Here is a 22,110-nt window from a genome sequence, read left to right as displayed (position 1 = left end):
CTCCGCCTAGCGCGCAAGCAAATTTAACTACCCATGAAAACCCAAACTCCCGCCTACGCCGTCATCGATCTAAAGTCCTTCTACGCCTCGGTCGAGTGCGTGGAGCGAGGGCTTGATCCTTTTGAGGCAAATTTAGTCGTCGCAGACTCTAGTAGGGGCGAAGGCAGCGTCTGTCTAGCCGTTAGTCCCGCGCTAAAGGCGCTTGGCGTAAAAAACAGATGCAGGCTGTTTGAAATACCTAAAAATATAAAATATATAATCGCTCCGCCCAGGATGCAGTTTTACATCGACTACGCGGCTAAAATTTACGGCATCTACCTAAAATATGTCGCCAAAGAGGACATCTACGTCTACTCCATCGACGAGGCCTTTATCGATCTCACCTCGTATCTAAAATTTTATAAACTAGAAGCTAGAGCCATGGCAAAGATGATAATGGACGACATCCTAAAAACAACGGGCGTAACGCCCACCTGCGGCATGGGGACGAATTTGTATCTAGCTAAAATAGCCCTTGACATCCTAGCTAAACACAGCGAGGATAATATCGCCTTTTTAGACGAAACGCTCTATAAAGAAAAGCTCTGGACGCATCAGCCGCTAAATGATTTTTGGCGCATAGGCAAGCAAACTAGGGCCAAGCTTGAGCGATACGGGATATTTTGTATGAAAGATATGGCAAATGCTCCTTTTAGCCTGCTAGAAAAGGTGTTTGGTATCGACGCCTATATCGCGCAAGATCACGCAAACGGCATAGAGCCCACCACTATAGCGGGTATCAAAGCCTATAAGCCATCTACCAAATCATACTTTAGCTCGGAAATTTTACCCAGAGACTACGAGAGACTGGAGGCTCTAATCGTGCTAAAAGAGATGACCGATAGGCTAGCTCTAAAGATGATAAACGAGGAAGTGCGAGCTAGCGGGCTCACGATAAATATCAAATTCGCGGGCAAAAACGAACCCGCGCAAAGAGCCACGGTAAGGTTTAAAACCCCTAGCAATATCGCTAGCGTGTTCATGAGCGCGGCGCAGGAGCTATATCTAAAAAAGATAAAAAACGCAGGCCTCATCAGGCAAATCGGCATATCGGCAAACGACGTCGTAAAGGAAAGCAAAACCGAAAAAAGCCTCTTTGAAGAAGAAAACGCAAAAGAAAAAACGGTGCTAAAAACCCTAAACAAGATAAAAGAAAAATACGGCAAAAACTCTATCTTAAGGGCCATAGACCTGCTGCCCGAAGCCACCGGACGAGATAGAAACAAAAAGATAGGAGGGCACAAAAGCGGTGAATAAGGACAGAGCCAAAATCTTTAGCTCGTTTAATCCCCTCTCTACTCTAGAAAAAGCTCTAAAAGCGCAGGAGCGAGAAAAGAGCGAAAAGCTGGATCTTGACGAATCAAAAATAGAAGTAATCCTAAATAAAATAAGCAAACTAAAGCCCGCCGACAAGGTAAAAAAAATATACCACGACGGGCAGGGTTACGTGAGCATAGAGGGACTGGTCTCAAACGTAAATTTGATGGATAAAAGCCTAACTGTGGTAAAGACGAGAGTTAAATTTGACGATATTTACGCGGTTGAGGTTGTTTTGTGACGGTGGCTTTTGTGGCGCGCGAGACACAACGGACGGTACAAAAAACGCTTAAATTTTACTTTGCCGCACATTTTTCTTGAGAGCTAAAAATGCAGCGAAATCCTAAGTGCGCCAAAAATCGGTTTAGTAAAATTTGCCTTGATTGATCGGCCTTGCGCTATCCCAAATGCTAGCTTTGCGTGCGTTAAATTTGGTCGTGCGCCGTTTGTAAAAGCCATTATGCGTAGCGGGCTTTTTGCTGATTTGCGGCCGTTTGAGAAAAAACCACGCACTAAAATTTCTAGTTTTTTGCCGCTTTGCCAAAAAATTCTCGCTCGATCGTTTCTATGACGGCTTGCGGTGAGAGATCTTTCATGCAAGCGTGGGTTTTTAGCGGGCAGACGCGCTTCATGCACGGCATGCACTCTAGATTTAGGTGTAGGATACGGGCGTTTTTATTGCGCCACGGACAGGTCTGCGCAAATCTCGTCGGTCCAAAAAGCGCTATTGTAGGCGTCTTGTAGGCCGCGGCGATATGCATCGGGCCGCTGTCGTTCGTGACGAATATCCCGCCGCTTTGCCCTATGCCGCCGATATTTTCGCACAGATCGCGCACGCTCGTTTTGCCCGCTAGATTTTCGCACTCCGCGCCGTTTTCGCGTAAAATTTGCTCGATCTGCTCGCACATATCGCGCTCGCCCGTGCCGCCAAAAATCATAATCTTAAATTTATCTTTAAAATGCAGCGCCACCTGCGCGAAGTAGGCGGGATACCAGCGTTTGGCGCTTCCGTAGCTAGCGCCCGGATTTAGCCCGAGTACTGGTGTGTCAAAATTACGCGGCTCAAAGTAAAGCTTTAGCCCGTCGTCCGCCCGTTTCAAATTTAACGCGGATTTGACGAATTTTAGGTATTTTTGTACCTGATGCGCGCCGTCTTTGCTCTTTTGGAAAATAAATTTTTGCCCAGCCCGCGCCCCGTAAAGCAAAATTTTACTCGCAAACGAGCTTCTAAAGCTAAACGCCGCATCAAATTTGCCAAGCTCTCTTGCCTGCCAAAACAGCCGCCAGAGCCTAAATTTAGCCTTTTTGCTGCTGTCAACGATGACACGCTCGCAGTTTGGGTGGGCCTTAAAAAGCTCGCACGCCGCAAACGAGCCGAAAAGTACGATTTGAACGGACCCATCGGCTAATTTTTCTAGATTTTGATTTTCTCTCGCGCTTGCCGTCAAATTTGCGCTGCAGTCCGCGTCAAATTTAGCGCTCAAGTTTGCCGTGTCGTTTTTAAAAATTTGAATTTCTTGCATTACCGAGCCGAAATTTTGCGACGAAAAGCTAAAGTCTCGCTCGCCCGAGCTCTCAAATTTGCCCGTCAAATTTCCCATATCAAATGCCCCGGCGTACTTTGCGATGGCCTCTATCGCGGCGCTTGCCATCACGGCGTCTCCCAGCCAGGTCGGCAGCTCAATCAAGATTCGCACGTATGATCTCCAGCGTCGCGGTCGCGTTTTTTTCGATGCTAAACTCGCTAGCAAGCGCCAAATTTCGCTCTTGCAGCGCTGCTAGCCGCTCGTCGTCGTTTAGGATCTCGTCGATCAGAGCGCAGATGCCGTAATCTTGCGGCGAGCTCATCACAAACTCCTCAGGCAGTATCTCCGCGGCGCCGTTTTGAGCGGTCGTGATAGCGACGCAGCCGTAGCTAAGCGCCTCCAAAACGACGTTTGAAAACGGCTCGTACGCCGTCGGAAATAAAAACAGCTCGCTGCCTTCGTAAAATCTCGCCGCGCTTTTTTGAGCGCCCGTAAATACGGCGTTTAGGCCTAGCTCCTTGGCTAGATTTTTGTAGCGGGCGGCGTTTTTGTCGCGGCCGACGATTAGGCAGTTTACGCGGGTTTTTAGGCGAGCCGCGATGCGTAAAAACTCCTCCGCGCCCTTGCGTTTAAAGCCGCTTCCCACAAACAGCAGGGTCGGGAGGTGAAAGTCAAGCCCGAATTCCTCGCAAAGAGCGAGCTTTGCTGAGCCTTTTTGCACGCGTATAGGCAAATTTACGCCGTTATAGACGACTGCGATCTTTTCCTCGGCGATGCCGTAGGTCTCGCAAATTTGACGCTTTATAAAATTTGAGTTGGCGATGATTTTTTTAGCATTTTTAAAAGTGCGCTTTTCAAGGTATGGAATGACGAAATTTAGGGGGTTTATAAACCAAAACGGCTTGGTTTTCATATAGACTTTGTGCACACCGTCGCCCGCGCGGTAGATGTCGGCGCAGGTGATGCGCTCAAGGCTAAAATAAATCTCGTCCGCACCCTTTTGCTGCCTCGCTTGCGAGTTAAAACGCAGGGCTTTGATCCACGAGCTTAGCTTTTTGCTACCGTTAAATCCGCGCGTTTCGCACGCAACGCCCGAGTCTTTTAGCGCTTTAACGAGCCTTGAGAGATACCTCTGCGCCCCGCCGATAGCGTCCAGATCGAGCCTTAAAAATACTATTTTTTTCATGTTCGCCTTTTAAAATTTAGCGGTATTTTATAAGTTTTTTGATGAATTTTAGGTTATGCTAGACGTGCGACGGATGCGGGCGTAAATAAGTATAAGCGTAAAATAGGTATAATCGCGCAAAAAAGGAAAATCGTGAAAATTTTGCTCGTTAGAAACGATAACATCGGCGATCTCATCTGCACGACGCCGGCGATTGAAGCGCTGCGAAAAGCTCATCTGCACGCACAGATCGACATCGTAGTAAACAGCTTAAACGCATGCGTCGTTTGCGGCAATCCATTTTTAAATAAAATCTATATCTACACCAAACCAAAGCACGTAAAAGGAGCGGCGGCAAAGGTGCGGGCGTTTTGGGGAAAATGTAAAATTTTGCTTCAAATTCGCCGCGAAAAATACGATGCGACCGTGATTTTTAGGAGCGCCTATTCTCCATCGGCCGCGATATTTGCCAGAGCAGCCGCAGCTAAAACGACGATAGGCGCGGCAAAGCAAAACGAGGGCGGATCGTTGATAACGCATAAACTAAGCTTTAATCCGCCTCCTCACGAGGTGCTGCTTTGCTGCGAGCTAGTAGCGCCGCTGGGAGCGAAATTTGACGGGGAAAAGACGTTTTACGTACCGAGCTTTAAAAGCGAGAAATTTAAGGATTTTGTATTTTTTCACGTATCCTCGAGGGTAGAGCAAAACCGCATGGACGAGGCTAAAATTTTGCTGATTTTGGCGTTTTTAAAACAAAATTTCGGACGCGTCGCCGTTAGCGCTGAGGACGTAAAATTTGGCGAAAAAGTAGCGCGAGAGGCGGGCGTGGAGTTTGCCGCGACTGCGAGCCTAGATGAGCTTGCAGGCTACATCCAGGCAGCTAAATTTGTCCTAACGCTTGACGGCGGAGTGGCGCACCTAGCTCCCGCACTTGGCGTAAAAACGGTGCTGGTGCTTGGCAAAACAGACGCCGCTCGCTGGGCTCCGGTTTACGGCGGAGCACCGTGCACCGTGCTACAAAGCGCTAGCAAAAGGGCGCAGGACGTAGTGGACGAGGAAATCTACGAGGCGGTCAAAAATATATGAAAAAAGCAGATAAAATCAATATCTTAGAGCTTGAAAGCTCGCTAGGATTCGGCGGTCAGGAGCACCGCACGCAGCGGGTCATAAACGGGCTAAATAAGGATAAATTTAAGGTATTTTACGCGCTAAATCCAGGATCAAAAAGCTTTGAAAAGCCGATTGATTGCGAGTTTGTAGAATTTAACCTAAGCAAGGTCTATAATATTTTTGAAATTTTTAAAATTTGCCGTTTCGTGCGCGAAAAAAATATCTTGATCATCGCCACGCACTCGGGCAAAGACGGCAACATCGGCGCGATCGTAGCAAAGCTAACGGGCGCTAAAGTAGTGCGCACTAGACACCTGCAAACGCCGATCAGGTCGGCATTTAGCTACAACGTAAACGATAAAATCGTAGCCGTCTCAAACGCCGTAAAAGCCCAGCTAGTCTCGCAGGGCGTGCGGGAAAATTTGATAGACGTTATCTATACGGGCGTGGATACGGCAAGGTTTAATCCAAATTTTACTAAAAATATAAAAACGGAGCTAAATTTGAGCTCGGGCTGCGTCGTAGTCGGTATCGTGGCGGTCTTGCGCGCAGCGAAAAATCATCAGCTCTTATTTGAAGCTTTTAGCGAGCTAGATCTACCAAATACCGCTCTAGTCGTGGTCGGCGACGGCCCACAGGAGGAAAATCTAAAAAAAATAAAGACGCCAAACATCTATATGCTAGGCTCGCGCACCGATGTGAGCGAGTTTTTGGGTAGTTTTGATATTTTCGTGCTACCTTCAAAGATGGAGGCGCTGGGCACGGCGCTGCTCGAGGCGCAGTCGTGCGGGGTGCCTTGCATCGGTAGCGACGCTGGCGGCATCGGAGAAGCGATAAGTAGCGGCGAAACGGGGCTTTTGTTTAAAAACGGCGACAAAGAATCGCTCAAAGCGGCCTTAAAAACGCTGATAGAAGACTCGGCGCTTCGGGCTAAATTTAGCGCGAACGCGAGGGAGTTTATCGTGCAAAACTTCTCGATAGAGACGATGGTTGCGCAGACGGAAGCGATGTATGAGGCTCTTTGAGAGCGCGGCGCGGCTCATTTTGCTATTTAAAAGCGTGCGCAAAACGCAGCTGGTTACGCAGCCCATCCAAACGGTCTGTTTTTTTAGCAACACCGCGCTTGGCGATACGATTTTTAACACGCCCGTTTTTCGCGTTTTTCGGCAAAATTTCCCGCACGTACGCACCGTCGCGCTACTAAACCCATCTACAGCATCGCTTTTTAAAACCGATCCAAATATCGACGAAATTTTGCTTTATGACGGCAAAAAGGGCGGCTTTTTGCGCGCTTTATCGCAGCTAAAAAAGATAAAACCGGACGTCATCTTTATCCTGCACTCAAACGAGCCGCAGGCTACGCCCTTAGCCGTTTTAAGCGGAGCCAAATACGTATTTAAACTACCAAATGTCGGCAATAAATTTAGCTCCTTTCACTCAAACGCTCCAGAGTCTTACGGAGATGAGCGATATGTCGTGCTAAACCGACTCGAGCAGCTTAAATTCGTGGGTATTGAGAGCCGCGACACGAGGCTAAATTTGTATTTGCGCGATGAGGACTTTACCCGCGTCGATGAGATGCTAAAAGGCTGCGGCGCGCGTAAATTTATCGGCTTTCAGATGGGGGCTAGCACGGTTTCCAGACAGTGGTTTTGGCAGCGTTGGCGGGAGCTGGCGGAGATGATTTTGGAGCGCACGGACGCCGTTATCGTACTAACGGGCAGTCCCGCCGAGCGAGCGATGACCGCGCAGTTAGACGAGGAGTTAAGAAGCGCGCACGTGATAGATGCGGCGGGTAAATTTAGTCTGCGAGAGGCTGCCGCGCTGATAGCTAGGCTTGATGTGCTTGTGACGCCAGATACCGGTCCGCTGCATGTCGCAGCCGCGCTAAAAACGCCCACGATCGGGCTTTTTGCCGTCGCCTCGCCCGTAAATTCAAATCCCGATTTTGATAAAAATATCCATAAATTTATCAAAAAGCCGCGCACTTGTTCGCCTTGCGTCGGCAAAAACTGCAAATTTCAGGAGTGCATGCTGCAAATAGGCGCGGATGAGGTCTGGGAGATGTTAAAGGAAATGATTTGAAAAAAATTTTATTCGTCGATAAGGGGCGCGAATACGGCGGCGGGACGAAGAGTTTTTTGTATCTTTTGCGGGGACTTGCCGCGCAGCAAAAATACGAGCTTTGCGCTTTTTTTGAGACTGATTACGAGGCGGGCGGGCGCAATATCTCGCAAATCATAGAAGAAGCCGGGGCGAAATTTATAAAATTTAAGCCCAAAAAACAGCCCTCAAAGCTAAAAAAAGAGCTTTTGCGCGCGCTGGGCGGGCAAATGTTGGCAAAATACCTATACAAAAAAGACTACGACTACGCGCTTTGTTTGCTGCGGCAGGCGCGGCCAGATATCCTTCATCTAAATAATCACTTTTCAACTAATCTCGCCTACATCGCCGCCGCAAACGCCCTAAATATCGCGGTAGTCCAACATCTGCGTAAAAATTCGGCCGTCGAGCCCTTTAAGCTTGAAATTTTAAAGCGGCTAAAATTTACGCCCGTTTGCGTTTCAAACGCGACTTACGATTTTTACGCCGCGCAGATAAATATGCCTAAAAACGTGGTTTACAATCCCGTCAAGGCGCCTGTTTTAAGGCGGGAAAAGTTTGAGACGGATGAAAATTTGAGCCGTTCTTGGTCAAATTTAAAAAACAGCAGCGACGATAAAAGCGCCGCCCTAAAAGCCGAATTTGACGCCGAAAAAATAAATATCGTAATGCCTGCAAATTTCTTGACGCTAAAGGGGCACGAGCTAGTTTTTGACGCGCTTGCGGGCTTAAAAAGAAGCGATGTAAAGGTTTATTTCGCGGGCGGAGGCGAGCTAAAAGCTGGCGCGAAAGCCAAATTTGACGCGCTGATAAAATTGGGCAAGGCCGAGTATCTAGGCTTTGTTTCAAAGATGGACGAGATTTATACCGCGTGCGACTACGTGCTTGGATTTTCCAGCGACGAGGGGCTACCTAGGGTCGTCATCGAGGCGCTTGGCTGCGGGCTTGGCGTGGTGTACTCTGATATCGCCGTCATAAGGGAGATTTATGAAATCTCCTCTAAAAAGCAAGACTTTTTTATAGTTCAAAGAAGCTCGGACGCGCTTTTAGCCTGCTTTGACGGCTTACAAAAACCTGGCTCAAAAAGCCCCGACGATGCCGTTATAAAGGCATTTAGCATAGAAAATTATCTTCGCGGGATAGATAGGATATATAGCGAACTTTGATGAAGGCCTCGATGTCTGCGAGGTTTTGCTCGCTAAGCTCGAAAAATGCGCTCGCGTCGATACCCCGCACGGTTTTAAACACGGAGCTAACGGGCGGCAGATGTGAGCTGATCACGAGCGAGTCGGCGACTCCTCTTTGCTCGCTTGCAAAACAAGGCCCCATCAGGCAGATCGTGGGCGTTCGCACGCTATCTGCGACGTAGTAGTTGCCCGTATCCGAGCTCGCGTAAAGCTGCATCTGCGAGAGATAAAACGGCAACTCCTCAAGCTTGATTTTACCTATCAAAGAGATGATTTTTAGCTCATTTTCGCCGATTTTTTTCACGTAAGTATCGCAAATCCGCGAGCTTAAATTTGACCCGCCGCTAGTGCTGTTTTTGCTGCAAATTTGAGCCTTTGCGCTTTCGCCGTTTGCATTTTCAAGGCCGCCGTAAATTTCTCTCGTATCGCTATCAGCCAAATCCGCACAAAATTGCCTATCGCTAGGATTTTTCGCCCGTTTTTCGTCCGCATTTTCCGCGAGCAGGTTTTTTAGAAGAGCCGCCTCCTCGCCGACGCCGAAAATATAAACCTCGCAGTCAAATTTGGCAAAAATCTCAAAGATTTTCTCCCAAGTATGATTTGGCGGCGTTTTCATTTTATTGCCCGCGCTTAGGCTCACGCCGATTTTAAATTTGCTACTTTTTATTAGATTTTCTTGCGGGATAAAAAGCGGTTTTTGCAAGCATTTTTCATATTTTAGCTCGCTCTCGTTCAGCGTTTTTAGGTAGGTTAGCAGCGTGAGATCGTGCAGGGTATGCGGCACTTTTTTCATACCGAGCGCGAGCAGGCCAAAGTCGCTGGAGGCTGCGTAGTGATACACGGCGACGATATTTTTAGCCAGCGTACAGCGCGCCAAAAAGAGATTTAGGCTGTTTGGCATCAGTACGTAGACGCTATCGTAGTTGCGCGAAAAAAGCTCGAGCGCGAGTCCTATTTTTGAGGCTTTTTTGCGTTTTGCGCCGTTTATCGTAAATATTTTTTCTATTCGGCTGTCGTGTTTTGCGAAGGCTAGGTTTATCTCGTCGATTAGCACGTCAAATTTGCCAAGCCTGTCAAAGATCACGGTCGAGTTTGCGTAGTCGCCGATTTTAGCGGTTTGGATGAGTAAAGTTTTGCCTTTTTCGCCTTTAAATTTTAGCTTTTTCATCGCGAAAAGATATGGGTAAATCAGCAAATATATGAGAAAATATATCAAAATTTGGACCTTTATTATTTATAGAATTTAGCCTAAATTTAGCATAAATTTATAAATTTACGGCCGGTTTTTGAGCGATTGCGAGTAAAATTTAGCCAAAAACCGCTTACTGGATTTTAATGATTTTATCGTTATAATGGGCGTTTTAAAATTAAGGGAGAAAATGACGAAGCTACAAAACCGCTTGCAAAACGCCGCCTTATATCTTGTTTGCGTTTTTATCGCCTGCGAGCATATCCCGCGCATGACGGCGGCGAAAAATATCTCGCTTTACCTCGCGCTTGTTTGCGCGATCTGTCTTTATTTCACGGATAGGACGCGATTTGCCGCAAGAGTCGGGGTAAATTTCAGTCTTTCTCGCGCGCCAGCGTTTTGTCTTATCGCATTTACCTTTTACGCGTTTTTGATCTCGGCCTTTCCCTACGCGCCGCAGTTTGATTCGCTGGGCAACGCTGCGGGCGAGTTTGGGCGCGGATTTGCTTTTTTGCTCATCGTCTACGTCGTGGCAAACGGCGAGACCGATCAAGCAAAATCATTTTTTTACGCGCTGATAGCGGCCTTTGCGGTTATTAGCATTTACTACGCCGCGCCGCTTTTTAGCGAGTTTGAGAGGCTTGGTAGCGCGAGCGAATTTGACGCGCGGGTCGTGCGCCGAGCGTATGCGGACTACGTGGATAGATTTTTGCCTTTTGCGCTAGCGGGAGCTTTTATTTTTAGGCGGCTTTGGGCGCGAGTTGCGTGCGGCACGCTTTGTCTAGCAGCCGTAGGGCTTGATGTTTTGAGCGGCGTTAGGGGCAGCTGGGGAGCGATGCTGGTTTGTTTTGTTTTGTTTGGTTTTTGTTTGTATATCTTAGGCGGCGAAGCGAAGCGTAAATTTAAACTCTTTGCCGTTATTTTTGCCGTTTGCGTCGCGGGCGCGTCGGTGGCGGTTTTGAGTTCGCCCACGGCGATGTATAAATTTTTGCAGATCGGTATAGTGAGCGAGGCAAGTCTCGAAAACGAGAGTATGAGGGAGCGTATCGCGGGTGCGGGCTTTAGCTCGGGGCGCGATTTGATTTTAAAGGAGCGCTTGCCGCTGCTTTTTGCTAGTCCGCGCGCGATAACTGGGCTTGGATACGGCAAGGAGCAGTACGACGCCTTTTTGCGGGGCGAGGCGGACAAGGGCGCGCAGATCTCGATGATGCAGACGAGGCCAAACGGCGAGCGGTATTGGTTTAACGACGAGCCTTTTTTTATCGGACACTACTACTACTACGGCGCGGTCGGCACTGCGCTGATGTTTGGAGGCTTTGTCTCGCTTTTAGCATATTCGTTTAGGCATTTTTTACGCTCGCGCGAGCTGCTTTTTGCGGCGATTTTTATCTCGTTAGCGTGTTATTTCGGCGTGCGCGGGCTGTTTGAAGCGATAAATTTACGCATACTTTATATGTTTTATATGCTAGGATTTTTCGTCTTGCTAGCCACGCGGACAGAAGCTAAAGGAGGCGGCGTTGAGCGTTAGCGTTTTGATGTATCATCACGTTTTAAAAAAGGGCGGATTTATCGCCTCTAGCGTAGAGGATTTTGCCTCGCAGATGCGGTTTTTAGCGGAGGCGGGATATAAAACTTTAAGCGCGGCGGAGTTTACCCTGTACAAAAAAGGCGAGCTAGCCGTGCCTAAAAAAAGCGTCCTCATCACCTTTGACGACGGTTGGAAGGACAACTACGTTTACGCCTACCCGGTCTTGCGCGAGTTTGGGCTGCGGGCGACGATATTTTTAGTGACGCAGTGGATAGAGCGCGCGAGCATGCGGCGGGGCGAGTTTATCGAGCTAACTCACTCCGAATACAAAAAAGCAGCGCCCCAGCGCCCGCAGGACGTATTTTTGAGTCTTAACGAGATAGCTGCGATGCGGGACGTTTTTGACTTTCACTCGCATACGCACACGCATTTTGACGAGTATTTCGGCGCGCTCCCGCCTGAGGAAAATTTCGCTCGGTGCCGCGAGTTTATGCGCGCAAATTTGGGCATCGAGGATAAAATTTTGTGCTGGCCGCGCGGCAAATACGACGAAAATTTGATCCGTCTAGCTAGGCAGGCGGGCTACGAGGCGTTTTTCACGACGCAGCGAGGTATAAATAGACCAGGCGGCGACCTATCTGCTATCAAGCGCATCGCCGCTAAAAAGGACGCTGCGTGGCTAAAGCGCACGCTTTTTATCTATCAAAACGACATTTTGGGCGGTATATACTCGAAGATAAAGAAGTAAAATTTTGCTCTAAATTTTGAGTAAACTTTGGGCATTTTGACGAGTCTAGCTAAAATTTGGCCCAAATTTGAGAGGCGCGAAATAATGGACGTAATTTCGCGCGGCGAGGTTTTTGCTCGCTTTGGCGTCTAAAGGATCGTGATGAAATTTCGCAAATATAAATTTAAAATCATAGCCACGGCGCTACTTTTCTGCGCCCTGTTTATCCGCATCGTGCCGGATTACTCCACTTCGCAAGGCTCCTGCATAGTTAATATTTTTAGCTATTACAAATATCAAAAGGGATATTGTCTAAAAGAGAATAGAATTCTGAGTAACAAAGAGCTACTTCAAAATGCCGCTATAAATTATTTTAAAAGATATCACGACTATGAGGTTCTGCGAAATACCATTATCGATGAGCACGATATAAAAATTTTCGGCCATAGTTTTTATACGGCGCACATCTCCAAGCTCTATCTAATCGGCGATTTTAATGAAGAAAACTGGTTTGATTTTTTGGTTGAAAATACCGACAGAAAGAGTTTTGATTATGAGATAAAAGACAAGATGCAAATAGATATCTCCGATCTATCAAAATATTTTGTATATAAGGATGAAATTTTAGGCTTTAAAAAGCCTATCATCTTGTCCGAAGAGAAAAATCCGCTTCATGGTGGAAAAATGTTTTTAGAAAAATCATTTTTAATAAAAGAGAATAAATTTTTTGTGAATTATGCCAGACCTGGTTATATAAGTTGGTATATCGAGCTTAACAATAAGGAAGATTTAACAAAAATCAAAAGCAAAGAAAATTTAATGCGAATAAAAAACGGATATGAGAACTTAGAAAGCCTTAATGAAGTCTTAGCTTATACTCATATGAAGCATTTGCGACGTAAATTCTCATACGATAATTGCGGAAATATAAATTTTGATATCAAAGCTCCGGCAGAACAGGAGCTGGATATGTGGATTCACGGCGGATAAGATTGGTTGAAATTTTATCTTAACGAAATTAGCCGAAAAAGGATAAAACCAGAACAAAGGTATAAATTTCACAGGGCAGCGAGATATCTGCTCGCTTTGCCGATAGTTTTCTTGCTTGTTTGGTGGGCAGCGGCATTGATTTTGGCGGTTTTGCCTTTTGAGGGCGCGCTAAGGATTGCCGTTTTTGCGGCGATATTTGCGATTTTGGCTTGCGCGCTGCTTTGGTATTTGTTCAAAAAGTATAAAAATTTTAAGCCAAGCAGGCTGTTTATAAAAAATCCAAATCTTAGTTTGCTACTTTTTACGGTAAAAATTTATCGCTCGGTGCTTTTTACGGCGGGTTTTTGGTATGCCTCGCGGCGGGGTATTTTTTGGGCGAGCGTGCGGCAGTCTTGAGTATAGCGTTTGTTATCGTTGCGCCCATTTGTTTGCTCGTTTTCGTGATTTCTTATATGTTTAACAAAAAGAAGGCCTAGGCGTCAAATTTAAGCGCCCAAATTTATAAAATCAAGAAGGTCAAATTTGACGGCCAGCGTTCAAATCAAATTTGACTTTACAAAATTTGAGCCGATAAATTTAATCGCCAAATTTGACCAAAGATACCAAATTTACCGCTCGCGGCTCAAATTTGCTCGTAAAATTTAGCCAAAACGGCCGTATGTTACAAAGCGCGCTTAGTTTCGGCTCAAATTTTCCCTGATTTTGCTCTTTATCGCCTCTAGCTCCTCGCCCTCAAATCTCATCAGCGTCCGCTCCACGCCGTGCTTTATCATCCCCTCTTTGTCGCACGGTACGAAGTCCCAGTCTTTTTGAAATACCGCGTGCTTGCCCATAGTTTGGTTGCCGTTGCGCTGCGTGTAGCCGTTTTCGTTTAGATCATTATCCCACGGCCCCCACTCAAACGCCCCGCTAGGCCCAAACAGCGCGATCACGGGCACGTCGTTGGCCGCGGCTAGGTGCATGATCGCCGTATCTACGCCGATAAACATCGCAGAGCGCTTCGAGAGCGCGGCGGTTTGCTTTAGGGTGAGTTTGCCGCCCAGATTTACGGGGCTAGAGGAGCATAGCGCCAGCACGGCGTCTAGCTTTTTAAGCTCGGCGTCGTTGTTGTCGGCCGTTAGCACGACCCGCACGCCAAGCCCCTCGCAAAAGTCGATTATCGCGGCCATAGTTTCGTCGTCCGCGCACTTAAACATCCAGCGGCTAGTTAGGTGCACGTGGATAAATTTAGGCGGTAAATTTAGATGGTTGATGCACTCTGGATCAAAATACACGCTAACTCGTTTGCCGTTAGGCTCAAATCCTAGCGCGGCCAGGGCGTCTAGATTACGATCCACTGTGTGGCGCAGGCCGCCTATTTTAGGGGCTTTGTGCGTTATAATTTTATTTACGGCTTTATTTTTGCCCTCAAAGCCCACGATGGTTTTTATCTTGGCGTATTTGGCGACGATGATGCCGCGGTCGCCAGTCGTGGTCTGCACCGCGATGTCGTATTTTTGCTTTTTGATAGCGCGGATAAACTTTAGCTCGCGCCAAAGTCGCTTGAAAAAGCCGACCTCTTTTATATTTGCGCGGTCGTAGATGTGGATGTTTTGGATGTTCGGGTTGCCCTCGATCATCGCCTCGGTGCCCTTGTTTAGCGCGAAATCTATCTGCGCGTCAGGGTAGATGCGGCGCAGGTTTTCGATGAGCGGAGTCGTGAGCAGCACGTCGCCGATGTTTCTAAATTTCATAACTAGGATTTTGATTTTTTTATCTTTCATTTTACGTACTTCCAAAATGTATATTGCGCGTAAAGCCTTGCTATCACGTAGCCGCGCCAGCCCTCGCGCCAGCCGCCTTTTAGGAAAAATAGCTTAAAAAACGTCCATGCGGGATTTAAAACGGCCTTAAATTTACTTGATTTTGCGCCCTTTGCGCCAAGGCTCGAATAGCGATTTTGCTTAGCGATAAACTGCTCGATGCTATCATATGCGTAGTGTTTGAAGTGGTTTTTTAGTCTGCCGATTTCATTTTTGGCGGCGGTTAAATTTGCGTCTTTTGCGGTGTCTGCACGGATTTGATCGCTCATTTTCGCCGCGCTTTTTAAAACGACCTTTTCATGTATCTCGCGCCCGTCAAATTCCGCCCGCGTCTTGTCAAAAAGCCTGACTGTGTAGTCTGGATAAAGCCCCATATTACGCACTTCTTTGCCGAAAAATATATTTGCGCGCGCCACCTCGTATGCGTAAAACTCGGGACGCTGCAAAACCTGCAAAATTTCCTCCCTCAGCGGCTCTAAAATCACCTCGTCGCTATCTAGTACGAAAACCCAGCGATTACGCGCTAGATCCACGCCCAGCTGCTTTTGCGCGCTAAATCCTCGCCATTTTTCTTTGTGAAATTTGACGTTTTTAAACCCAGAGCAAATTTGCTCCGTCGCGTCGCTAGAGCCGCTATCGACCACGACAACTTCATCTGCAAATTCGCAGCTTTTTAGCACCTCGTCGAGGTATTTTTCGCTGTTAAGCGTGAGGATCACGACGCTTAGCATTTATAAATTTCCTCGTTAAAATGCTTAAAGCGTTTATGAAACCAAAAATACTCGCCCGGTTTCTCGCGTACGGCGGCCTCGGTGGCGTCTGATTGCGCTTGCGTGGCCTTTAGTACAGCGTCTTCTTTATCAAAATCCCTAACGTCAATCGGCGTAAAAAAGCAAATTTCGCTGAGGTTGCGCCCTTTTTCGCGGATAAATGCCGGCACGATGAGCGCGTCCGTTTTTTGCGCAAAAATGCTAACCGCAGGCGTATGCAGGACTTTTCGCCCGAAAAACTTAACCTCTACGCCCTCGTCTTTGGCGGTGTTTTGATCGACTAGGATGCCCACTAATCGGCGCGCCTTGACCGCTTTTAGGATTTGCTTGGCGCCGCCCATTTTGTCGATGAGCTCGATATCAAAGCGGGTGCGATTTGCCGCCAAAATGCGCTGCATGACCGCGCTATCAAGCGCGCGTCCGACGATGCTAACGCCGCCGAATTTCGCCGCCATCGCCAGCGAAAACAGCTCCCACTGCCCGTAGTGCGCCGTTTGCACGATGATCGGGCGACCCGAGGCAAGCGCGTTTTTCAGGATTTGCTCGTTTTTAAATTCGACTTTTTCTAAGATTTTTTCCTTGCTCGCGTTTTGATTTTTTATAAAATTTACCGCAAATTTGGCGTAGTTGCGGTAGGTGTCTTTTATGATCTGCTCTTTTTGCGCGGCCGTTAGCTCGCCGGCATAAGCGAAATTTAGATTTGCTCTGATGATTTTTGTGTGCTTGGCATCAAATTTATAAAACAAAAACGCGATGAAATTTAAAAATGGATCAAGCAAAAACGCGGGCGTAACCGTAAAGATAAATTTAAAAAATCTATAAAGCCAAAGGTAAAATAAATCACGCATCAAGTAGCCTTTTTGCCGCGTTTGCGATAGCTTGCGGCGTGATATCTCGCACGCAAAAGTCGCTTTTGTCTATCTTTTTTGCGTCTATTTTTTTGCCCGCATCTAGCGTTAAATTTACGGGGCTAGCAAAGGCGTTTCGCTCGGCCGGCCGGTTGCCAAAAAGCGTGATAGAGGGGCGATTTTGCGCCCAGGCGATATGTGTCACGCCGCTATCGTTGCCGATAACAAGATCACAGCTTGAGATGAAGCTTGCAAGCTCTTTTAGGCTCAAATTTAGAGTTTTCGCGTTTGAGTTTTTTATCAAATTTAGAGCCTCTTTTTCCTCTTTTTCGCCGTTAAAGCAGACGAAAATTTCATTTTTCGGATCGTCTAGCAGCGCGATAACGTCGCTAAATTTATCGTAAATTTTACTGGGCTCGCTAGCAAAGGGTGCGATCAAAATTTTCTTTTTTTGGCTTTCAAATTTACTTTGAGAAGCACTAAAGCAAGGCTGCTTGGCTAAAATCTCATCCTCGCTAAAGTTAAATCCCAAAGCAAAAGCCGTAAGGCTCAAATTTCGCAAGATGATGTTTTGGGCGTAGTCGCAGCTAAATTTATGCCCGTAAAACAGCGCCGCGAGTGGCTCTTTCACGCTAAATTTATCAAATCCGTAGCTATTTTTTCCAAGAAGCTTTGCAACTGCGGCGGATTTGAGAAGTCCTTGCAGGTCGATGACGTAGTCAAATTTGCCCTCTTGCTTGGCAGACGCGATCAGCTCCAAGCTTTTTTTGTATTCGCCGTTTTTTAACGGTAGCGATACGACGCGCGAAATTTGCGGGCAAAGAAACAAAATCTCGCTAAATTTGGCGTCGGCAAACCACGTTATTTTGGCTTGCGGCAAGTGCTTTTTGATAAACTGCAAGATAACTACCGCGTGGACGATGTCGCCCAGGGCGGAGAGCTTGATAACGGCGATGTTTGGGCTTAAATTTTTACTCATTTACCGCTTTTATAAAGATTTTTAGCTATCATTTTAGGCAAAAATAGCTAAAAAAGGTTTGAAATGGCTAAAAATTATATCTGCGTTTTTGACTGCGAAACGGTGCCCGACACCGCGCTTTTGCGTAAAATTTATGGCTTTGAGGGAAGCGACGCGGAGGTAGCGAGGCAGGCGTTTGCCGCGCAAAAGGCAGCAAGCGGAAGCGAGTTTTTACCCGTGATGTTTCACCGCGTCGTGGCGATTTCAGCTGTGATGGCGGACGAGTACGGTAAATTTTTGCGCGTAAGCACGATGAAAGGCGCAAACGAGCGCGAAATTCTAAATAAATTTATCGGTTTCGTAAATTCGCACAATCCGCGCCTCGTGAGCTTTAACGGACGGGGCTTTGACCTGCCGATGATTTTAACTCGCGCGATGAGGTACAACGTCTCGTTTCCGAGTTTTTACGAGGTCGAAAACAAGGAGCTCGGTAAAGGCAAATGGGATGGCAACTACCGCGACAGGTACAGCGGCAAATTTCACTTTGATCTGCTCGATCACGTGAGCGAGTTTGGCTCCGTGCGCGGGCTAAAGCTCGATACGCTCTGCGCTAGCTTAAATTTACCAGGCAAATACGACGTGCACGGCGATCAGGTGATGGAGCTGTTTTTTGACGGCAAGATCGACAAGATCAACGAATACTGCGAAAGCGACGTGCTAAACACCTACTGGCTTTTCCTAAAATACGAGCTTTTGCGCGGAAATTTGACGCTTGATGATTACGCGGACGATATCTCGGTGATGAGCGAGTGGCTCGGAGCAAACTGCGCCCAGATGGGCTATACGCCGGTTTTTTGCGAGGCGGTCGATCGCGAACTGGTGCGCCTTGAGACGCAAAACTACGAGGATGAGCCCGAACTCGGAGATGACGACGAGCAGGCAGGGGTAGAGGAGTACTACACCGAAGAAAATATGCCCGAGATAAATTTGGATGAGCAGTGAGAGGTTAGCGAAATTTGGCAGGCCAAAACGGCTCGAAACGGCACGGGCTTGGTAAATTTGACGCGTATGTTTTTAGGGTGCGGTCAAATTTGACTCGGTTTGGCGAGCGATTAGTAAATTTGGCTTTTACTGGGCAAATTTTATTTCGCTTTAGCGGCTACGGTATAAAATTTGACGAAAAAGACACGCAACCTAACGCCGCAAAAAATAGCTGCAAATTTGCAAATTTGACCGCGACTAAATCAAATTTGACGAAAGACGGCACGAAAACAAACCGCCAAAATAGCTAAAACCGATCTCACAAACGTCAAATTTCTAGACAAAACGCCTAGTAAATCAGTACTTTATCTCCTGCGCGCCGTAGCCCTCTACCGCGCCAAAGAGCCTAACCGCGTCTTTTAGCGGATATTTGTTGGCAAACATCGATACTTCGCTTTGTCCGGTCGCGATTTGATTTATCCCGAGCACCCTTCTTAGCTCGTTTGTAAACGAGTTTGGATCGTAATCCACGCTCTCTTTGTAGGAGGCGTCCAAAAATCCCTCTAGATACGCCTTGTTTATGGCTTTTCTTAGCGATCTGTCGTCCTTTAGCTCCTCGTTACCGACCGCCTCGTCAAAGAGATCCACATCTGCAAAATCCTTTGCAAATATGGTCTCGAAAAGTCCGAGCCCCGGCAGGATGACGTCGGCTTTTTTGTTGAGGAAAAAGCGGTTGTCGTTGACGCGTACTTTTCGCCCTTTTTCCATGGCTACGGGACTATCGATGCGGGCGCGTTCTATTGCCGCAAAGGCCGAGAGACCGATGATGTTGCGGTGGATGATGACGTCTGCTTTGGTCATGATCTTAAAGCCTTGGCCGCCGTCGCCAAAGCTAGCCGTTCGCGGCCAGGTAAAAAGCATGGTGTTGTAGCTAAAGTCGATTTTGACGGCGTCAGCTTGATTTTTCGCGCCCCAGATTTCGCAGGTGCTGATGGCGTTTGCGACAAAGACGTTGTTTGTGATATTTACCTCGCCGTGAGCGCCTAGTCTAATCGCCGAGTTGTTGCCGTTGCCAAAGACGCTGTTTCGTATCGTAAGCTCGCCGCCGCCCAAAAATTTACCGCCCAAAAGCGGTTTTGCCGCAGTGATGACGTTTGCGTTCTTGCCGTTTTGACCGACTCCTGGCGGCAGAACTAGCATGCCTGTTTCAACGCCTCTTGGCTTGCCTCTGCTTGCGTCATAGGCGTTTGAGTCGCCTTTGTCAAATATAATGCCGTCAAAAATGAGCCTCTCTCCGGGCGCTGCGACGACGTCTAGCTCGACTAGCGGATTTGACGAGCCCGTGCCGTTAACGGACGCGGGCGGCATGATGCGGGTTTGGTGCTTTAAAACATCGCGCTCGGCGAAGTCCTTAGAGTATCCGCCGTAGATCTCGACGGACTTTTTGACGATGATAAAGCCTTTGTCTCTTAGCCCGTAGTAGCTGCCCTCGGCGACGTAAATTTTATCTCCGTCTTGGGCTATCTGGGCGGCTTTTTCTATATTTTTTAACGGCGCTTCTTTGGTACCCGCGTTTGCGTTGTCGCCCAGATCTTTTGAGACGTAGAGCTCGGCTGCGTGTCCGAGCAGGGCAAATGCGCTAAACAGGCAAGGCAGAGCGGCTTTTTTGAAACTAGGCATCGTCGTCTCCTCGTGTAAATTTGGCTAGTTGATTATAGCAGTAAAATAGTAAAATTTTTAAAAGTTCGTTTAAGAATCACTGCTTAAATTTGCAAATTTAAACGTCAAATTTGACCCCAGAGCCGCGCAAATTTGCTCAAATTTTACCTCGAGGCGCGCAGGCTAACGGCGAAATAAATGAGATTGTGCTAAAATAACGTCAAATCACAAAGGAAAAATATGAAGATTTTAGTAACTGGAACAGCTGGATTTATAGGATTTCACCTTGCAAATGCTCTTGTAGCACGTGGAGATGAGGTCGTTGGATATGATGTTATAAATGACTATTACGACGTAAATTTAAAGCTTGCTCGCCTAAAAACGGCTGGTTTTGACGTGAGCGAGATAGACTACGGCAAGCTTATCACATCAAAAACGCATCCAAATTTAAAATTTATAAAAGCAGACCTTGCTGATGAAAAGACGATGAAAGAGCTTTTTGCTAAAGAGAAATTTGACGTAGTGGTAAATTTAGCCGCACAAGCTGGCGTTCGCTACTCGCTTATAAACCCAAAAGCCTACATCGATAGCAACATCACAGGTTTTATGAATATCCTAGAGTGCTGCCGTCACAATGAGATAAAAAACCTAGTCTATGCAAGCTCTAGCTCGGTTTACGGCCTAAATGAAAACATGCCATTTTCTACGCACGAAGCGGTCAATCACCCAATAAGTCTCTACGCAGCGACTAAAAAGAGTAACGAGATGATGGCGCACACGTACTCGCATCTATTTAACGTGCCAACGACTGGACTTCGCTTTTTTACAGTTTACGGACCATGGGGACGCCCTGATATGGCGCTGTTTTTATTTGTCGACGCCGCGCTAAAAGGCAAGAAAATCGACGTCTTTAACTACGGCAAGATGAAGCGCGACTTTACCTACGTGGACGACATCGTAAAGGGCGTAATCAAATGCATCGATAACCCCGCCAAGCCAAATCCGGCGTGGGACGCGAAGCGCCCGGATCCTGCCACGTCAAGCGCGCCGTTTAAGGTCTATAATATCGGCAACAACAGTCCCGTAGAACTTATGGACTACATCAAGGCCGTCGAGCTAAAAATCGGCCGCGAGATAGAGAAAAACTTCCTCCCGCTTCAAGCCGGCGACGTACCTGCGACCTATGCGGACGTGGGCGATCTGGTAGCGGACTTTGACTACAAGCCAAACACTAGCGTAAATGACGGGGTGGCTAGGTTTATCGAGTGGTACTGCGAGTTTTACGGGGTTAAAATTTGAGATTTTTCGCGCTCTTGATCGCCGTCTTTTTAAATTTTGCTTTGGCGGCGCAGAGCGAAAATCTAAACAATGCAGCGGGTGCAGATACTGCTAAAAAAGCTAAATTTGAGCTTTTAAAACTTAGCGAATACAAAGGCCAAAATGTCGGCGGCTGGCTAGCTAGCGAGAAGCTTGACGGCGTGCGCGCCTACTGGGACGGGCGAAATTTGCTATCCAGAAACGGCAAAATTTTAGCCGCGCCAGGGGGCTGGAGCGCGCATTTTCCGCCGTTTGCACTTGACGGCGAGCTTTACACTGCGCGGGGCGAATTTGAAAAAATCCAATCAACCGTGATGGATAAAACGCCAAATGTTACAGCGTGGAGCGAGATCAAATTTTACGTTTTTGACGTGCCTGAGGCTAACGGCGGGCTTTTAGAGCGGCTTAGCGAGCTTGAAAAATTTATCTTGCAAAATCCGCAAGCCGGGCAAAATTTAAAGATAATCAAGCAAGTAAAAGTAAAAGATAACGCCGAATTTGAGGCGTTTGCGGAGGCCGTCATCGCAAAAGGTGGAGAGGGCGCCGTCGTGCGCGAACCAAACGCGCCATACGAGCGAAAACGAAGCAAAAATGCGCTGAAATATAAAAAATTTAAAGACGCCGAGTGCGAGGTAACGGAGGTAAATGCGGGCACGGGCAAATACGCCGGACTCATGGGTTCGGTAACATGCAAATCGATCGGCGTGGCCGGCTCAAACCCAGACGAGCAAATTGCTAGCGGGGTTAAATTTAAGGTGGGCTCTGGCTTTAGCGACGAAGATCGCGCAAACCCGCCTAAAATCGGCTCTATAATAACCTACAAATATCAAAATTTAACCGCAAAAGGGTTGCCTAGGTTTCCGGTATTTTTGCGGGTTAGAGAGGATTAAATGC

At 47.4% G+C, this 22,110-nt stretch carries 22 protein-coding genes; 14 read left to right on the top strand and 8 right to left on the bottom strand.

Annotated elements, in window-relative coordinates:
- The first annotated feature begins 33 nt into the window (after positions 1–33).
- Together CSHOW_RS07780 and CSHOW_RS07775 are read left to right on the top strand one after the other, a co-directional pair.
- Positions 34–1,296, top strand: coding sequence for a Y-family DNA polymerase (locus CSHOW_RS07780; protein WP_002949934.1), 1,263 nt, complete (start codon positions 34–36; stop codon positions 1,294–1,296).
- Entirely contained in the window at positions 1,289–1,597 is a 309-nt protein-coding gene (locus CSHOW_RS07775; RefSeq protein ID WP_002949933.1) for a YolD-like family protein, read from the top strand. The genes CSHOW_RS07780 and CSHOW_RS07775 overlap by 8 nt, the downstream gene beginning before the upstream one ends.
- A 280-nt stretch (positions 1,598–1,877) precedes the next feature.
- Here CSHOW_RS07775 and CSHOW_RS07770 read toward each other — a convergent pair whose 3' ends face one another.
- Both CSHOW_RS07770 and CSHOW_RS07765 read right to left on the bottom strand, forming a co-directional pair.
- Positions 1,878–3,053 carry a glycosyltransferase family 9 protein gene (locus CSHOW_RS07770; protein WP_232502016.1) on the bottom strand — a complete coding sequence of 392 codons (1,176 nt, stop codon included), beginning with the start codon at positions 3,051–3,053 and terminating at the stop codon, positions 1,878–1,880.
- Positions 3,037–4,068, bottom strand: a complete 1,032-nt coding sequence (locus CSHOW_RS07765; protein WP_002949927.1) for a glycosyltransferase family 4 protein — start codon at positions 4,066–4,068, stop codon at positions 3,037–3,039. Before CSHOW_RS07765 ends, CSHOW_RS07770 begins: the two co-directional genes overlap by 17 nt.
- Before the next feature lie 132 nt (positions 4,069–4,200).
- On the opposite strand from CSHOW_RS07765, the gene CSHOW_RS07760 reads away from it, so the two are divergent.
- From CSHOW_RS07760 to CSHOW_RS07745, 4 genes are read left to right on the top strand one after another with little or no spacing between them, the layout of a single operon-like run.
- A complete protein-coding gene (locus CSHOW_RS07760; RefSeq protein WP_002949924.1) occupies positions 4,201–5,133 on the top strand; it encodes a glycosyltransferase family 9 protein in 933 nt (310 codons plus the stop codon).
- Entirely contained in the window at positions 5,130–6,182 is a 1,053-nt protein-coding gene (locus tag CSHOW_RS07755; RefSeq protein WP_002949922.1) for a glycosyltransferase family 4 protein, read from the top strand. Before CSHOW_RS07760 ends, CSHOW_RS07755 begins: the two co-directional genes overlap by 4 nt.
- The gene (locus CSHOW_RS07750) at positions 6,169–7,242 is read left to right on the top strand and encodes a glycosyltransferase family 9 protein (protein WP_002949920.1); all 1,074 of its coding nucleotides are present in this window, start codon (positions 6,169–6,171) and stop codon (positions 7,240–7,242) included. The genes CSHOW_RS07755 and CSHOW_RS07750 overlap by 14 nt, the downstream gene beginning before the upstream one ends.
- Positions 7,239–8,426 carry a glycosyltransferase family 4 protein gene (locus CSHOW_RS07745; protein WP_039895470.1) on the top strand — a complete coding sequence of 396 codons (1,188 nt, stop codon included), beginning with the start codon at positions 7,239–7,241 and terminating at the stop codon, positions 8,424–8,426. The genes CSHOW_RS07750 and CSHOW_RS07745 overlap by 4 nt, the downstream gene beginning before the upstream one ends.
- On the opposite strand, the gene CSHOW_RS07740 is transcribed toward CSHOW_RS07745, so the two are convergent.
- Positions 8,374–9,663 (bottom strand): glycosyltransferase family 9 protein, encoded by a 1,290-nt coding sequence (locus tag CSHOW_RS07740; RefSeq protein ID WP_002949919.1) that lies wholly within the window; start codon positions 9,661–9,663, stop codon positions 8,374–8,376. The two genes, CSHOW_RS07745 and CSHOW_RS07740, sit on opposite strands and share 53 nt — an antisense overlap.
- A gap of 163 nt (positions 9,664–9,826) precedes the next feature.
- Here CSHOW_RS07740 and CSHOW_RS07735 point away from each other — a divergent pair, with 163 nt between their 5' ends.
- From CSHOW_RS07735 to CSHOW_RS07720, 4 genes are all read left to right on the top strand, one after another.
- Positions 9,827–11,164, top strand: a complete 1,338-nt coding sequence (locus CSHOW_RS07735) for a hypothetical protein (protein ID WP_050770758.1) — start codon at positions 9,827–9,829, stop codon at positions 11,162–11,164.
- Positions 11,154–11,912, top strand: coding sequence for a polysaccharide deacetylase family protein (locus CSHOW_RS07730; RefSeq protein WP_002949917.1), 759 nt, complete (start codon positions 11,154–11,156; stop codon positions 11,910–11,912). The genes CSHOW_RS07735 and CSHOW_RS07730 overlap by 11 nt, the downstream gene beginning before the upstream one ends.
- A 141-nt stretch (positions 11,913–12,053) precedes the next feature.
- A complete protein-coding gene (locus CSHOW_RS07725) occupies positions 12,054–12,881 on the top strand; it encodes a hypothetical protein (RefSeq protein ID WP_002949916.1) in 828 nt (275 codons plus the stop codon).
- Between the two features lie 6 nt (positions 12,882–12,887).
- Complete coding sequence (locus CSHOW_RS07720) at positions 12,888–13,277, top strand: hypothetical protein (protein WP_002949915.1); 390 nt, start codon at positions 12,888–12,890, stop codon at positions 13,275–13,277.
- 278 nt (positions 13,278–13,555) lie between these two features.
- Here CSHOW_RS07720 and rfaQ read toward each other — a convergent pair whose 3' ends face one another.
- The 4 genes from rfaQ to waaC are packed head-to-tail and all read right to left on the bottom strand — an operon-like array spanning position 13,556 to position 17,280.
- Positions 13,556–14,644: a putative lipopolysaccharide heptosyltransferase III gene (gene rfaQ, locus CSHOW_RS07715; RefSeq protein WP_002949906.1), complete on the bottom strand. Its 1,089-nt coding sequence runs from the start codon at positions 14,642–14,644 to the stop codon at positions 13,556–13,558.
- Complete coding sequence (locus CSHOW_RS07710; RefSeq protein ID WP_002949904.1) at positions 14,641–15,414, bottom strand: glycosyltransferase family 2 protein; 774 nt, start codon at positions 15,412–15,414, stop codon at positions 14,641–14,643. Before CSHOW_RS07710 ends, rfaQ begins: the two co-directional genes overlap by 4 nt.
- Complete coding sequence (locus CSHOW_RS07705) at positions 15,408–16,301, bottom strand: lipid A biosynthesis lauroyl acyltransferase (RefSeq protein ID WP_002949902.1); 894 nt, start codon at positions 16,299–16,301, stop codon at positions 15,408–15,410. Before CSHOW_RS07705 ends, CSHOW_RS07710 begins: the two co-directional genes overlap by 7 nt.
- Positions 16,294–17,280, bottom strand: a complete 987-nt coding sequence (gene waaC / locus CSHOW_RS07700; protein ID WP_002949900.1) for a lipopolysaccharide heptosyltransferase I — start codon at positions 17,278–17,280, stop codon at positions 16,294–16,296. The genes CSHOW_RS07705 and waaC overlap by 8 nt, the downstream gene beginning before the upstream one ends.
- 63 nt (positions 17,281–17,343) lie before the next feature.
- Here waaC and CSHOW_RS07695 point away from each other — a divergent pair, with 63 nt between their 5' ends.
- The gene (locus CSHOW_RS07695) at positions 17,344–18,261 is read left to right on the top strand and encodes a 3'-5' exonuclease (RefSeq protein WP_002949887.1); all 918 of its coding nucleotides are present in this window, start codon (positions 17,344–17,346) and stop codon (positions 18,259–18,261) included.
- Positions 18,262–18,275: 14 nt separating this feature from the next.
- Positions 18,276–18,551 (top strand): hypothetical protein, encoded by a 276-nt coding sequence (locus tag CSHOW_RS07690; protein ID WP_002949885.1) that lies wholly within the window; start codon positions 18,276–18,278, stop codon positions 18,549–18,551.
- 46 nt (positions 18,552–18,597) lie between these two features.
- On the opposite strand, the gene CSHOW_RS07685 is transcribed toward CSHOW_RS07690, so the two are convergent.
- On the bottom strand, positions 18,598–19,920 hold the full coding sequence (locus tag CSHOW_RS07685) for a DUF1565 domain-containing protein (RefSeq protein ID WP_002949883.1): 1,323 nt from the start codon (positions 19,918–19,920) through the stop codon (positions 18,598–18,600).
- Positions 19,921–20,139: 219 nt separating this feature from the next.
- Between CSHOW_RS07685 and CSHOW_RS07680 the strand changes: the two genes are divergently transcribed.
- Positions 20,140–21,198, top strand: coding sequence for an NAD-dependent epimerase (locus CSHOW_RS07680; protein ID WP_002949882.1), 1,059 nt, complete (start codon positions 20,140–20,142; stop codon positions 21,196–21,198).
- Positions 21,195–22,106 carry a DNA ligase gene (locus tag CSHOW_RS07675; RefSeq protein WP_002949880.1) on the top strand — a complete coding sequence of 304 codons (912 nt, stop codon included), beginning with the start codon at positions 21,195–21,197 and terminating at the stop codon, positions 22,104–22,106. Before CSHOW_RS07680 ends, CSHOW_RS07675 begins: the two co-directional genes overlap by 4 nt.
- Positions 22,107–22,110: the final 4 nt, after the last annotated feature.

The sequence above is a fragment of the Campylobacter showae genome (genome assembly GCF_004803815.1).
Classification (GTDB): Bacteria; Campylobacterota; Campylobacteria; order Campylobacterales; family Campylobacteraceae; genus Campylobacter_A; species Campylobacter_A showae.
This window is presented reverse-complemented; position numbering and strand designations above follow the sequence as displayed.